The following is a 13,673-nucleotide window of genomic DNA, read 5'->3' on the forward strand; positions in this document are numbered from 1 at the left end:
TTATATGATTATATGTTCATATATATTATGCTATGTAACATGATGAAGAATGTCAACCAGGTTATCACTGTTTTTTAAGTTGAAAACAGTAAGCCTGATAATAATCGAAAAATGCGCTACAATATACAAAACTGTGAATATTTTTGGAGGTGGACCATTGATAGCTGTGCAGCCCTATATTGATACCGTGCGGAAAGTTGATCTCGATGGACAGCGTTATGTAGATACACATCACCAGCTGATTTTGACCGATACAGAAATCAAATCCCGGGATTACCGATTTGCTTTGGAAAATGTATTTGATATCTCTTACCGTCCTGTAAGGGAAGAGGTGGGGTTGTTATATTTACACACCAATCAGGGAGTGTTTACTTATAGAATAGCCACTCCCCCTGATCAGTTTATCGTTGCCTGTAAAAAAGTTATTGGGTGTTAAGAGTCTGTTGGATTTATATTTAGCAGCCGGCGCTCCACGCCATAATAATCCATCTCGTGGTTAGTCATCAAAGCAAGATCATATAATTTATCCAATAAATATTTCCGGTCCATATCATAAATGAATTGGGAACTGATATGGTCAACCGTGTTACTGGCGAAATGCCATAACTGGTCATGCTTAGAGGCGTCTATCGATTGCGAAACCAAAGTCAACGCTACAATGATTTCAGTTATGATCGGATAGTTTTTATCGGCATAATGCCGAATATAACCAAACCCGCGGTAAAGATAATAATTGAAATCTTCCGAATCCATGATGATCCTTACTTGTTTAACTTCATCCGCCAAATAAGGAGAAAAAGTGATGTAGCCTTCTACCGATACTAGCAGGTCTGCCATTTGATGAATCGTGTTGATGGCTGTTTTGGGGTCATTATTCCCGAGGCCTTTCACACCAACTTCAGCAAGTTTGGTCATACCCATCTTGATATCCTGAATTTCTGTTTCTTTATGACCGATTTCGATTAAACTTCTGTACACTTCTTCATCGATTTTGTCTTTGCCTGGTCCCCAATAAGAAAAAAGGCGATTATGCCGGATAGTAAAATCACCGACTTTCACATGTAATTTCACAATAATGTTATCTCTTTTCGCCTGTTCGATAATTTCTTTGAAATGAATCAGCTGGATATACCCCGGTTTAGGAGACGTCACAATGACTTCCTGACTTCTATAATCTTCATATATATTCCCGGGTTCATTTGTCCGGTATTCCTCCAGTTCATTACGGAGAGAGTCTTTAATGATTTCTTTTGATTCATTATTCATTGTCCAGGTAATATTATGCACCTGCATCCAGGTGGTGGCATGGTTGATAAAGAATATGAAGACCATCACAGTGATAAATGCAAGCACTACAGTGGTGCTTGGAATAGCTACATAAAATTCATTTTGCTGGCCGGTGACGAACAGGAATACAACTAGCACGTAGACAAAGCTGCCGTGGAATATACCCAGCACATGCTGTGTTTTTTTATCAGCGACAAAGTTCAACAGCATACGGGGAGAAAACTGGCCGCTGAAAGTGGTTAGCACAACCAGCACAGAGTTCAACGTGAAGGCACTTAAAGTAAGAATACCCCCGATAAGAGCTCCCAACAGGGTTTGGGTTGCCTGTGCTCTGGCATGGAAAACGGGGTGGACGTAGTGTGCCAGATTTAATTGATGCTCCAATATGAGCGTCACTGCTACGAGCAGGAGTGAAGAAACAACGTAAATAATTGGCATGAACCATAATGTTTTCTGCAATTCATGCCGCCGCTGCTGCGGGGACATTTGTAAGTACTTCTGTAAATCTAATGGTAATAGCTTACTAAACAAAGGTTTACCCTCCCTTTGGCATTATAAAAATTTAACAATAAAGAAATTCCCTTCCAATAAAACGCTGAAACTAATAAATGGCATTGTTTTCTAGTTTCTGATAACCGCATTCTTATTATTCAGTAATACGTTAGGAGTGAGCACTATGGAGTGGAATCAGCAATCGTTTCAACAATTATCTAATCAGAAGTTATACCAGATCCTTCAATTGCGAGTAGAGGTTTTTGTAGTAGAGCAGGAATGTGCTTATCCGGAATTAGATGGCCATGATGAATCTTCCACACATCTATGGCTGGAAAGTAATAACGATATCGTTGCTTATTGCCGTCTTGTTCCCGCTGGTGATAAATATCCGTATATCTCCATTGGCCGGGTGGTTGTTAACCCGTCATACCGCAGTCAAGGATATGCTCGCCAGCTGATGGATAAAGCAATTGAGGTAATCCAGACACAAGGAAACGCAACAGAAATATTTCTGCAGGGACAAGAGCATCTTCGTCATTTCTACGGCTCCTTTGGTTTTGAAGAAATAGCCGAGGTCTATATGGATGATGGTATTCCTCATGTTGACATGCTTTTGAAGCTTGATTGACCCTGCAGATATCTTCTTTGAGCATTCCATTTGTTTGAAAACTGTTTCAAGGTGGAAAATAGGAATGTATTATAAAAACTGGAGGTATCCAATCATGAGCCAAGAAAACTTTACAAAGCAATATATCAACGGAGAATGGATTGAAGGCTCAAGTGAGAAAAAGGTAGAAAATATAAACCCTTATACAGAAGAAGTGATCGGTGTCATTCCTTCTGCCAATGCTGCGGATTTAGATAAAGCCTATAAAGGTGCAAAGCAGGCACAAAAAGAATGGGAGAAACTGCTCCCCGCAGAAAAGCAAGCTTATTTTGAAAAACTCGTCCAGGTGATGGACAACCGAAAAGAAGAAATTATCGACTGGCTGATCAAGGAATCAGGCAGTACGAGAATCAAGTCTGAAATTGAATTTCAGGCAGCCAGAGGAATCGTGAAGGAGTCTGTGTCCTTCCCGACACGGATGACAGGGACCATCTTACCTTCCAATACACCTGGCAAGGAAAACCGTGTCTACCGTAAACCGAAAGGAGTGGTCGGAGTCATCGGACCATGGAACTTCCCATTCCATTTGGCCCTGCGCTCGATAGCTCCTGCGATAGCCACCGGTAATTCTGTGGTGGTCAAGCCGGCATCGGATGCACCTGTGACAGCCGGCCTTCTGATCGCTGATTTATTTGAAGAAGCAGGATTTCCGGCTGGCGTATTAAATGTGGTTGTAGGCCGAGGATCTGAGATCGGTGATGATTTCTTGACGCATCCGATTCCAAAAGTGTTCTCGTTTACCGGGTCTACCGAGGTAGGAAGCCATATCGGGGAACTGGCAGGAAAGCATATAAAAGAAACGACGCTCGAACTTGGCGGTAACAACGTCATGATTGTACTGGAAGATGCTGATATCGATAAAGCTGTAGAAGCAGCGGCATTCGGTAAGTACTTGCATCAAGGACAAATCTGCATGGCCATCAACCGCGTCATCGTCCATGAACAAGTCCATGATAAATTCGTCAAAGCATTCAAGGAGAAAGTAGAAAGCTTGAAGGCTGGTGATCCTTCTGAGGAGGATACTGTTATCGGCCCATTAATCAACAGGGACCAGGTAGAACGCATCCAAAAGGATATGGAAGAAAGTGTCCAGCAAGGAGCCAGGAAATTGGTCGATGGAGATGTTAAAGGTAACCTGATGGATCCGATTGTCTTAACAGATGTTACGAATGATATGCCGATTGCAAGCAATGAAATCTTCGGGCCAGTCATGCCAATCATTCAGGTGAAGGATGAAGAGCAGGCAGTCCGGATGGCCAATGGAACACCTTATGGTCTTAGTGGATCGGTATTTACAGAGGACCGCCATCGCGGCGTACAGATCGCTGATCAGATTGAAACAGGCATGATTCATGTTAATGATCAATCCGTAAATGATGAGGCTCACGTGGCGTTCGGTGGCGAAAAAAATTCCGGTGTCGGACGCTTCAATGGCCAATGGGCAATCGATAAGTTCACCACGGAAAAATGGATCAGTGTTCAAAATGAATACCGGCAATTTCCATTTTAATTAGTAAAGGAGGGGACAACCCCTCCTTTTTTAATGGCTATGTAAAATCACCATGTTGATTTTACAGAAAAGTTCTCTTTACTTGAAGGCTCAGTTTCGAGACGTTAGGTAGTAATTATGGTGGCTGGGAAAACGGATCGCTTTCCGTGGGCATGTGGTGAGCTTCCTCAGGCTTCGCCTTGCGGGATCTCACCGCTCATGTTCATCCCACTGGAGTCTCACCGTCTTCCCCGCGGAAAGCGAATCCTTCCCCAACGCCCCTAAACTCTCACAATCATCTCGAAATCAAGTCTTCGACTTTTCGGGCCTTTAATTGAATGAAACTTTTCTTTCTCTGAATCGTATGACATAACAGTATGATTTTCGAGGAGGAATTCATAATGAAAACAGGTGAAGGCTGTATCAAATGCGGAAGTACGGACGCGGCTACGAAAGATGTAGCAATGACAGGGTCAGGGTTATCGAAAATGATGGATCTTCAGCACAATAAATTCACAGTTGTTTACTGCAAAAACTGTGGCTACTCTGAGTTTTATAATAAGAAAGCATCTGCTGCGGGAAATATTATAGATTTCTTTTTTGGTGGATAGGTAATCGTTCAGGCCGGCTCATATGCCGGTTTTTTTATGCTCGGAGTTTTCCTTTTGCATGAGAAACCCCTGGGCATGCTACACTAACAGATAGTTGAAAACAGAGAGGAACAGACAGCATGTTTGAACTTTTATTACCGATGCTGGAGCGGTTAGGGATTATTGTTACCGTCGCTTTCATCATAACGCGTTTCCGTTTTTTCCGTGAATTAATGGATAAAAAGGCGATCACCCTTCGTCAGCAAGCTGCCGCTATTTTGTTTTTTGGATTATTCGGTATAATCGGCACCTATACAGGCATCACCTTTGATGCAGAATCTACTGAATTCGGCAGGTGGGCAACGGATTTAGCGGAGACAGAAGCGATTGCCAACTCCCGCGTGATCGGAATTATTACAGCCGGGTTGCTGGGCGGGTATAAAATCGGAATAGGTGCCGGGCTGATTGCCGGGCTCCACCGCTATTCTCTCGGTGGGTTTACTGCCCTTGCCTGTGGCATTTCCGCTATCATAGCGGGAATATTAAGTGGCTTTTTTCATAAAAAGAAAAAGCCGCTAAAATTAAAAACTGCTTTGATCGTAGGGTCGCTTGCAGAGACGGTACAGATGGGTGTCATCCTGGCTATTTCCAAACCGGCACCCAGAGCTTTTGCGCTTGTAGAAGAAATCGGAGTTCCAATGATTGTGGCCAATGGTGTAGGGTCTGCTCTATTTTTACTGATCATCCGAAATGTTTTGAATGAAGAGCAGCGCGCCGGAGCTGTCCAGGCACAAAAAGCTTTGCAGTTGGCGGAATCCACGATCTCCTATTTAAGAAAAGGATTGAATCAGCATTCCGCAGAGCAAGTGTGCCGTATTATATACAGGGAAGTCGATGTCAGCGCGATCGCCATCACGAATAAGGAAAAGATTTTAGCTCATGTTGGTCTGGCGGATGACCATCATCAGGCTTATCACAGTATCCAGACAGAAGCGACAAGGAAAGTGATTGAACGAGGAGAAATGATTGTGGCTGAACAGGAGGCGATCCATTGTAATGTTAAAGGTTGTCCGCTTCGAACGGCAGTGATTGCCCCGTTGAAAAAACGCAAGGAAGTGGTTGGTACGCTGAAATTTTATGTGCAATCCGAAAAACAAGTGACCAACGTTATGCTTGAACTCGTTCAGGGATTAAGCGCTTTACTTAGTCAACAGCTGGAAATTGCCGATGCTGAAAAAGCACGTCAACTGGCTAAGGAAGCTGAAGTAAAGGCGCTCCAAGCACAAATCAATCCTCACTTTCTGTTCAACTCATTAAACGTGATCGTATCCTTAATTCGTTCAGAACCTGATCGGGCCAGATCCTTATTGATTGCGTTGTCTAAATTTTTTCGCCAAAACCTTGGAGCTACGACAAAAAGCTGGACGACCCTCGAAGAGGAATTAAAACATGTAAAAGCTTATTTATTAATAGAAGAAACCAGGTTCGTCGATAAACTCCATGTAACTTATAATGTGGATCCAAATGCTTTAACCGTTTCAATTGCACCATTGACGCTACAGCCTTTAGTGGAAAATTGTGTGAAGCATGGACTAAGTGATAAGGATAATGATTGTGAAATTATGATGACCATCTCGAAGTCAGGGAAAGGAACACAAATTACCATTCAGGATAATGGCAAAGGAATCGCTCCTGCACTGATTGGAACTTTAGGAGTGCAAAAAATTGATTCCGATAAAGGTACAGGAATCGGACTTTATAATGTGAACCGTCGCTTGATTCAAATGTATGGAGATTCATCACGATTGAACATTTCGAGCGAACCGGGAAGTGGAACCAGGATTTCATTTTGGCTTCCAGAGACAGGAAAGGAAGAAACATCATGAGCAAAAAAATCACAGCATTAGTGGTAGATGATGAACGTTTCAGCCGTGAAGAGTTGAAATATTTATTGAAAAAGCAGGAAAATGTAGAAGTGGCCGGAGAAGCGGAGTCGGGGGAAAGTGCTGTAATGAAAGCTGTCCAGCTCCAGCCGGATGTCGTATTTTTAGATGTAGAGATGCCCCGTACGAACGGGATGGAGGTGGCTGCATCCCTAAAAGAATTGAAGCATCCGCCTCGCATCGTTTTCGCTACCGCTTATCCGGATTTTGCGGTCGAGGCATTTCGTTATGAAGCATTAGATTACCTGTTAAAACCGTTTGAGGAAGAGCAAGTGGCTGAATCGGTCAAACGCCTGGTGAAATCCTTAGGCAGGGAACCTTCTTTGGCTGCTCCTTCTAAGTCTCCATCAAAGCTGGCAGTAGAAGGAGAGGATGAGATCTTTTATTTAGATCCTGCCAGGATATGCTATGTTTACCGGGATGAGCGTACCACCAAAATCGTTGAAAAAGAAAAAGTGTATGAAACAAAACTTCCATTAAAAGAAATCGAACAGCGGTTGAAGCTGTATTCTTTTTACCGGATTCATAAGAGCTACTTAGTCAATCTACAGTTTGTGGAGCGTCTCGTGCCATGGTTCAACGGGGCTTATCAATTAGTGCTTCAGGGCAGGGAGGAGCAATTATCTGTCAGCCGCAACTATGTAAAAGGGTTGCGGGAGCTGCTGGAGCTGTAAAACTGGTGCATGTTGACACCGCTTACATGCATGTTAACCGATAGATACGACATCTTAGACACAAAATCGTCACATTTCGACATTCCCTTGGTATTCTATATGTAAACGATTACAAACATGACTGAGGGAGGAAATAGACGTGATTACTTTCATAGCTAGTATCGCACTTCTAATCATTGGTTATTTCACATATGGCAAGTATGTCGAGAAAGTATTCGGGGTCAATGAAAAACGTATGACACCTGCTTATTCTCACGGCGATGGTGTCGACTATTTGCCGATGGGCGAAAAACGTAATTCTTTGATCCAGCTCTTGAACATTGCTGGTGTAGGACCGATTTTCGGTCCGATTATGGGGGCATTATATGGTCCTGTAGCATTTCTTTGGATCGTATTCGGTGCTATTTTTGCAGGTGCCGTACATGATTACTTAACAGGTATGATTTCTATTCGTAACCGCGGGGCTCACCTTCCGGAACTGGCAGGCAAGTTCCTTGGCAAAGCGATGAAGCATGTCGTCAATGCTTTTGCCATCCTGCTTTTAGTTTTGGTTGGAACCGTATTCGTTTCTGCGCCTGCGGACCTGCTGCATAATATGACAAGCAGCTGGCTGGCACTGCCGGTTATTATCGCAGCTATCTTTGCTTACTATCTCTTAGCAACATTGCTGCCGATCGATAAAATCATTGGACGCTTTTATCCATATTTCGGAGCATTACTGGTAATCAGTGCTGTTGGGGTAGGGATTTCTCTAATTGTCACAGGAGCCCCTATTCCTGAGCTGACATTGAAAAACATGCATCCGGAAAGCGCGCCGATTTTCCCGCTGTTATTCTTGACGATTTCCTGTGGGGCGCTGTCAGGATTCCATGCGACACAAACGCCAATCATCTCCCGGACAACTCAGAAAGAGAAACAGGGACGCCGCATTTTTTACGGTATGATGATTGCGGAAGGTGTTATCGCTATGATTTGGGCGGCTGCTGCCATGAGCCTATTCAACGGTTCGACTGGTTTAAGTGAAGTTTTGGCTGCCGGCGGGCCTGCTGCGGTTGTCAGTGAAGTATCGATCGCTATGCTTGGTGCCGTCGGTGGAACATTGGCTGTATTAGGTGTCATCGTATTGCCGATTACATCTGGCGACACAGCATTTCGTAGTGCCCGGATGATCATCGCTGATTACTTGAATGTATCTCAGAAAAAGGTCGTCAGTCGTTTGTGGATTGCTGTCCCAATGTTTGCGATTTCCTTCGTGCTGACTCGTATTGACTTCACCCTGTTATGGAGATACTTCTCCTGGGCAAACCAATCGACAGCTATGATTGCCTTATGGGTCGCTGCCATGTATTTGTTCTTATCCAAACGGAATTACTGGATTGCTGCCGTGCCGGCAACATTCATTACGATGGCTACCTTCACCTATATCGTCAATGCACCGATCGGGTTCGGTTTGCCGCTTGAAATTTCCTATGTAATAGCTGGTATCATTACGGTCGCTATAGTTACTGCCTTCTTCCTTTCTGCCCGTAAGCGTTTGACGCAGAATATCCCATTAGAAGAAGAACTGAAGAGTGCCTGATGGGCTGCTGTAGTCCTGATTATCAGAAAATGGTGGAGGAAGAAGAGAAGAGAATCAATGAAAATAACACCAAGCCGGTACCTTTGTGGGTGAAACTGGCAAGCGTAACGATCATAGTCGCAGCTATTCTGATTTATGTTCTAGTATGATAGAAAAATCTGTCCTGGCTCCGTTGCCGGGACAGGTTTTTTTGGTTTTCTGTCGAATGTATAGGTAAAGGAGTGTGATAAGTCATGGAAGAAATTAAACAGGGGAAAGGTCTATTTTTTATCGGAGAAGAAGCAAATCCAGATGCAGAAATCACTTATGAAGAGTCGGGGAACGATACATATACCATCACACATACAGGCGTATCGGATAAGCTCAAAAACCAGGGAGTAGGGTCCCAGTTAGTAAAGCGGGTGGTCGATCATGCCCGGCAGAATGATAAGCAAATAAACCCGGTCTGCAGTTTCGCACGAAAAAAGTTTGAAGAAAACCCTTCCTACCACGATGTTTGGAAAGTGAAATAATGGAATTAAATTTGCGGTTTAACTTGTCTTCAAGAGAGGTAGTGTATGGATAGATAGGAGCTTGAAAAAAATCAAAGGTTTTCCATATAGTTATGGCGAAGCCGGGCTTTATATTTATACATTTAAGGAGTGATTAGATGGAACAGCAAACGCAATCTCAGGTACAACCGAACAAAGAAGACCAGAAGAATAGTAAGTTACTAATGGCGATCACGATCGGTGCATTAGCTGGAGGAGCTATTGCTATGATCGACTCAACTACCCGCAAGAAAGTAATGGATAATACTAATCAGGCTAAAGATACGATTTCACAATTTGCAAGTGATGTAAAAGAAGATCCTTCTGGCAAAAAAAATGACCTGATGGAACGTATTCAGGATACTTCCGCAGTATTAAGAGAAGCGGTTGCAAGCCTTCGTAGCATCTATGAAAAAGCAAATGAGGACATCCTGCCAAAAGTAACCGATGTTCAGCAAGATGCCAAAGAGGCAGTCGCAGCTACTAAAGAAGCTGGTGAAGAACTGCAAGAAGCAGGGGAAAAGGTAAAAGAAGCAAAAGGCGAATTCACTGATGATACGGCTTCCTCCACCTCCGATAACACGCAGACTTCAACTGCTAATAATTCAACACAAAGCTAATACCATGGATGAATAAAAGCCTCACGCAAATTGCGTGAGGCTTTTTGAGTAATTGACAATAATTAACGGAATTCTCTCGTTTCCTCCAATGTACGGCTGGTAACAGCATACCCAATGAGTGTGACTAAGAAAACCAGGAAAAAATAGAATGCTTTATTCATGAAACTACCTCCTATTCATCGTTTCCATTTAGAAAGGACGGAATTTACCTTTTTTAAGAATCAGCTTTGGACCGCCAAGCAGTAAAAGCCAGCGATTGTCGATCACTTTTTTCATGGAAGCGGCCGTTTTTCCATACAATTTTTTATCTTCAAAAACAGTTCCCATCGCATCTGACTTACCGAGGGAAGCGACTGTACCTTTATTATCAAAGACGAATTCCTCTAATGGCTCATTTCGGAGCAGGGCTTTAATATTGCTGGAACAAGTGCCGGCATGCTGCATGGCAGATTGGGCGGTAGGAGGATAAGGACGGCGTGCTTCTTTATCCATCACCCAAGCACAATCTCCGAGAATGAAAATGTTGTCTTCGCCTGGAGCGAGAAGGGTATCTTCCACGGTTACTTTCCCTTTCGTCAGTTCGAACCCTGATTTTTTCAAAATGGAGTTTCCGGTGACGCCGCCTGTCCAGACGATTGTACCAGCCTTGATCTCTTCCCCTTCATTAACCACAAAGGCGTCTTCTTTACATTCTGCAATTTTAGCACCTTCCCGGAATTCAACACCACGGTCTTCCAGCGATTTTTTCGCATAAGCGACCAATTCTTCATCGAAGCCAGGCAGGATAGAAGGAGCGGCTTCTACATTGATGATCTTTGGAAGGTTCGGGTCGATGTCATATTTTCTGCAAAGTTTCGGAACCTTTTCAGCAAGTTCGCCGGCAAATTCGATTCCGGTAAACCCGCCTCCACCCACAAGAATGGAGAGGCTGTCCTCGTTTGGGCTCTCTTCATTATTATATTTAGCGAATTGATACTCGATATGTTCAAATATTTGCCGTGAACTATCAATATCCTGGATGAAAAAGGCATTTTCTTTCATCCCTTTGATACCGAATGTGTTGGTTTCAAATCCAAGTGCAATAACAAGGTAGTCGTACGTAAGTTCACTATTTTCTAATTTAACTTTCTGTTCATCCTTGTTTACTTTGACGACGGAATCATAGACTAAACGTACCCGATTTGGGTCGATGACATCGCTGATCATGACACGTGCCTGATTGGTGTTGATGGTACCAGCGGCTACTTCATGAAGCCAGGTTGTCTGGTAGTGATAGTTATGCTTGTTGACGAGAACGATTTCTGCTTCATCTGGGCTGAGTTTTTTCGTCAGTTGCTTTGTTGTCATCATACCAGCATAGCCAGCACCAAGAACAACAATTCTTGGTTTGTTCGTACTCATTTAACATACCCCTTCCATATTGGGAATTTCAAAGTCAGTTTCCATTAGTTCTATGTTACCCACTTTTTCATCGTAGCAAAGTTTTAATATAAATTGTAGCAATAACCGATTCACTGCAAGTACATACCCAACGCCTATTGTTGTTTGATGATCAAAGTCTTGTGGTATCAGGTTATGGATAGGAGAACAACAAATACCAAGCTGAAAAGCTTAAGGGCAGGAGTGAGACACACCCGTGAAAGCAATGATTATCGCTAATCCTTCTTCCGGGAAGGAAAACGCCTTGGAATATATTGAACAGATTAAAGCAATATTAAAAGGAAAAGGATACGATTCTACTGTCAAAAAGACAGAAAAAGAATTGGATGCGACAAATTTTTGTCAGGATGCCTGTACAAGTGACTATGAGCTGGTAGTTTCTTTAGGTGGAGATGGAACGTTGCATGAAACAATCAATGGGCTAGTGGATCAAGTCCATCGGCCGAAGCTCGGTATTATTCCATTAGGAACGGTAAATGACTTTGCTCGGGCCTTGAACATTCCGCTTGACCCCGACGAAGCGATCAGCCTTTTGGCATCTGACAACACGAAAGACGTAGACATCGGGAAATTCAATGATCGTTATTTTGTTAATATTGTAGCGGTTGGAGCGATCGCGGAAGCCACTTATGACGTAACACCGGAACAAAAGACGAAGCTGGGGCCTCTGGCCTACGTGTTAGAAGGGTTAAAGGAATTAACCTCTAACCGTACGTATCCGCTTACTATTGAGTACGATGAAAAAAAGTGGGAAGGAGATTCCTTGCTGTTTTTAGCGGCATTGACCCGTTCGACTGGCGGTTTTGAAAAGTTGACCCCGGAAGCTAAGGTGGATGATGGCATGCTTCATTGCTACGTTATCAAACAGGTTAACATGATCCGGCTTGCTTCGATTGCAACGGCCATATTACGTGGAGAGTTAAAAGAAGAGGAAGACGTAGAGTACTTCACAGCTAAGCGATTAAAAGTCTCTTCACAGGATCCGCTTGTTACAAATGTGGATGGAGAACAGGGTGACCAGCTGCCGGTGGAAATGGAAGTAAAACCGAGCCATATCCAAGTGATTGTACCGGAGAATTGAAACTGTGACCAATTGCTGAGAAAATATTAGCGTGGAAAGTTTTCATTAGGAGAGTCAGCGATGAAAAAAGATGTAGACGACTATTTACAAGAAGGAATCTATGGGGCGAAGGAGACAAAGCCGGCAGAGAGAAAACGTTTTTTAGGTTCGCTTCGGGAAAGAATTGTATTTGCCCTTACGAAGGGGCAAGTAATGAGAAAAAAGGGATTGGCTGAATTAGAGGCAGAGTTAAAAAAACATCCGGATGCAAAGTTGCTTTTAAATGGCAATATCAGTTACCGATTTTTGAAGGACTATCGATTGTTAGCTGATAAATACGGCGTTCATTCCACCTCGATTTCCAACCGGGAGGCGGAAACGGATATTGGTGCGGTATTAACTTACGATCATGCCATCGATAAAGAGCAGATATTTTTAGAAGAAAAGGAAGAAACAAACGAAGAGAATAAATCAGAAGCAATTAGTGTCACTCGTCTTTTGAAAAAAATCTTCACTGGCAAATAAAACAATCCCCAAGTCATGATAACGCGACTTGGGGATTGTTCTGTAATCAAGCGTTTGATTCTGCTTGTTCTTGTCTTTTTTTCATTCGTTTAGTCAAGAAGCCGCCTTTGAATGTGCGTGGTTCGTAGGAGACGACGAAAGCTTTAGGATCCATATGGTCAATGATCTCCATAAACTCTCTTTCCCGGTTCCTTTTTGCTAATACATCCAGTCGGTAACGGTGATCTTCAATTCCTTCCCCTACATAAGTGGTCACGCCGAAGCCGGAAGAACGAAGGGTTTTTACTAAGTCCTCGTTCCGCTGCATTAAGTTGACCTGAAAGGTGACATATCCAATTTGGAGTTTTGCTTCCAACAGGCTTCCTAAAAAGAGCCCGAGCCCGAACCCGAATGCATAGGCGACCATATTCCATATATTTGAGAGGTCACTGAAAACCAGTCCTAAGGAAATGACATAAATAAAACCTTCAAAAATGCCAATGAAGGCAGCTACATTACGAATCCCTTTTACAACAAGAATTGTCCTGATTGTAACGATCGGCACCAAGACTAATTGGGCCACAAAGATAATTAATGCTTCCATTCCATACAACACTCCAAGCTAAGTCGTTTTAATTTCAATTATAATACTTCATTACCTCTAAAACTATTAAGGAAACTTTAAATTTATACTTTAAGAAAGTGAATTATGAGAAAACCTTTGTTACTTATAATGAGTAGTAGTTTTTTCTGAGCGTTTGATGTTTTGGCAGTCTGGTTGGATGGGTATATTTC

General features: G+C 43.0%; 15 protein-coding genes. 12 read left to right on the forward strand and 3 right to left on the reverse strand.

Annotated elements, in window-relative coordinates; translation table 11 throughout:
• Positions 1-166 precede the first annotated feature (166 nt).
• Complete coding sequence (locus tag B9Y67_RS01500; RefSeq protein ID WP_254901669.1) at positions 167-436, forward strand: hypothetical protein; 270 nt, start codon at positions 167-169, stop codon at positions 434-436.
• Here B9Y67_RS01500 and B9Y67_RS01505 read toward each other — a convergent pair.
• Positions 433-1,818 (reverse strand): DUF2254 domain-containing protein, encoded by a 1,386-nt coding sequence (locus B9Y67_RS01505; RefSeq protein ID WP_139823695.1) that lies wholly within the window; start codon positions 1,816-1,818, stop codon positions 433-435. The two genes, B9Y67_RS01500 and B9Y67_RS01505, sit on opposite strands and share 4 nt — an antisense overlap.
• 145 nt (positions 1,819-1,963) lie before the next feature.
• On the opposite strand from B9Y67_RS01505, the gene B9Y67_RS01510 reads away from it, so the two are divergent.
• The 9 genes from B9Y67_RS01510 (at position 1,964) to B9Y67_RS01545 (ending at position 9,874) form a co-directional block, all read left to right on the forward strand.
• Positions 1,964-2,410, forward strand: coding sequence for a GNAT family N-acetyltransferase (locus B9Y67_RS01510; RefSeq protein ID WP_085505031.1), 447 nt, complete (start codon positions 1,964-1,966; stop codon positions 2,408-2,410).
• 94 nt (positions 2,411-2,504) lie between these two features.
• A complete protein-coding gene (locus B9Y67_RS01515; protein WP_085505107.1) occupies positions 2,505-3,959 on the forward strand; it encodes an aldehyde dehydrogenase family protein in 1,455 nt (484 codons plus the stop codon).
• Between the two features lie 380 nt (positions 3,960-4,339).
• Positions 4,340-4,549 carry a zinc ribbon domain-containing protein gene (locus tag B9Y67_RS01520; RefSeq protein ID WP_085505032.1) on the forward strand — a complete coding sequence of 70 codons (210 nt, stop codon included), beginning with the start codon at positions 4,340-4,342 and terminating at the stop codon, positions 4,547-4,549.
• A 119-nt stretch (positions 4,550-4,668) separates the two neighbouring features.
• The gene (locus B9Y67_RS01525; protein WP_085505033.1) at positions 4,669-6,414 is read left to right on the forward strand and encodes a sensor histidine kinase; all 1,746 of its coding nucleotides are present in this window, start codon (positions 4,669-4,671) and stop codon (positions 6,412-6,414) included.
• Positions 6,411-7,145 carry a LytR/AlgR family response regulator transcription factor gene (locus B9Y67_RS01530; protein WP_085505034.1) on the forward strand — a complete coding sequence of 245 codons (735 nt, stop codon included), beginning with the start codon at positions 6,411-6,413 and terminating at the stop codon, positions 7,143-7,145. The genes B9Y67_RS01525 and B9Y67_RS01530 overlap by 4 nt, the downstream gene beginning before the upstream one ends.
• Before the next feature lie 139 nt (positions 7,146-7,284).
• On the forward strand, positions 7,285-8,724 hold the full coding sequence (locus B9Y67_RS01535) for a carbon starvation CstA family protein (RefSeq protein WP_085505035.1): 1,440 nt from the start codon (positions 7,285-7,287) through the stop codon (positions 8,722-8,724).
• Positions 8,724-8,873: a hypothetical protein gene (locus B9Y67_RS20535; protein ID WP_176223881.1), complete on the forward strand. Its 150-nt coding sequence runs from the start codon at positions 8,724-8,726 to the stop codon at positions 8,871-8,873. The genes B9Y67_RS01535 and B9Y67_RS20535 overlap by 1 nt, the downstream gene beginning before the upstream one ends.
• 84 nt (positions 8,874-8,957) lie before the next feature.
• Positions 8,958-9,236, forward strand: a complete 279-nt coding sequence (locus B9Y67_RS01540) for a GNAT family N-acetyltransferase (RefSeq protein ID WP_085505036.1) — start codon at positions 8,958-8,960, stop codon at positions 9,234-9,236.
• A 137-nt stretch (positions 9,237-9,373) separates the two neighbouring features.
• On the forward strand, positions 9,374-9,874 hold the full coding sequence (locus tag B9Y67_RS01545; protein WP_085505037.1) for a hypothetical protein: 501 nt from the start codon (positions 9,374-9,376) through the stop codon (positions 9,872-9,874).
• A gap of 189 nt (positions 9,875-10,063) precedes the next feature.
• On the opposite strand, the gene B9Y67_RS01550 is transcribed toward B9Y67_RS01545, so the two are convergent.
• On the reverse strand, positions 10,064-11,275 hold the full coding sequence (locus tag B9Y67_RS01550; protein WP_085505038.1) for an NAD(P)/FAD-dependent oxidoreductase: 1,212 nt from the start codon (positions 11,273-11,275) through the stop codon (positions 10,064-10,066).
• Between the two features lie 244 nt (positions 11,276-11,519).
• Between B9Y67_RS01550 and B9Y67_RS01555 the strand changes: the two genes are divergently transcribed.
• Together B9Y67_RS01555 and B9Y67_RS01560 are read left to right on the forward strand one after the other, a co-directional pair.
• Positions 11,520-12,395, forward strand: coding sequence for a diacylglycerol/lipid kinase family protein (locus B9Y67_RS01555; RefSeq protein WP_085505108.1), 876 nt, complete (start codon positions 11,520-11,522; stop codon positions 12,393-12,395).
• 60 nt (positions 12,396-12,455) lie between these two features.
• The gene (locus B9Y67_RS01560; RefSeq protein WP_085505039.1) at positions 12,456-12,899 is read left to right on the forward strand and encodes a YueI family protein; all 444 of its coding nucleotides are present in this window, start codon (positions 12,456-12,458) and stop codon (positions 12,897-12,899) included.
• A 46-nt stretch (positions 12,900-12,945) separates the two neighbouring features.
• On the opposite strand, the gene B9Y67_RS01565 is transcribed toward B9Y67_RS01560, so the two are convergent.
• Positions 12,946-13,482, reverse strand: coding sequence for a DUF2179 domain-containing protein (locus B9Y67_RS01565; protein ID WP_062438926.1), 537 nt, complete (start codon positions 13,480-13,482; stop codon positions 12,946-12,948).
• Positions 13,483-13,673 lie beyond the last annotated feature (191 nt).

The sequence above is a fragment of the Thalassobacillus devorans genome, assembly GCF_900176565.1.
Classification (GTDB): domain Bacteria; phylum Bacillota; class Bacilli; order Bacillales; family Halobacillaceae; genus Thalassobacillus; species Thalassobacillus devorans_A.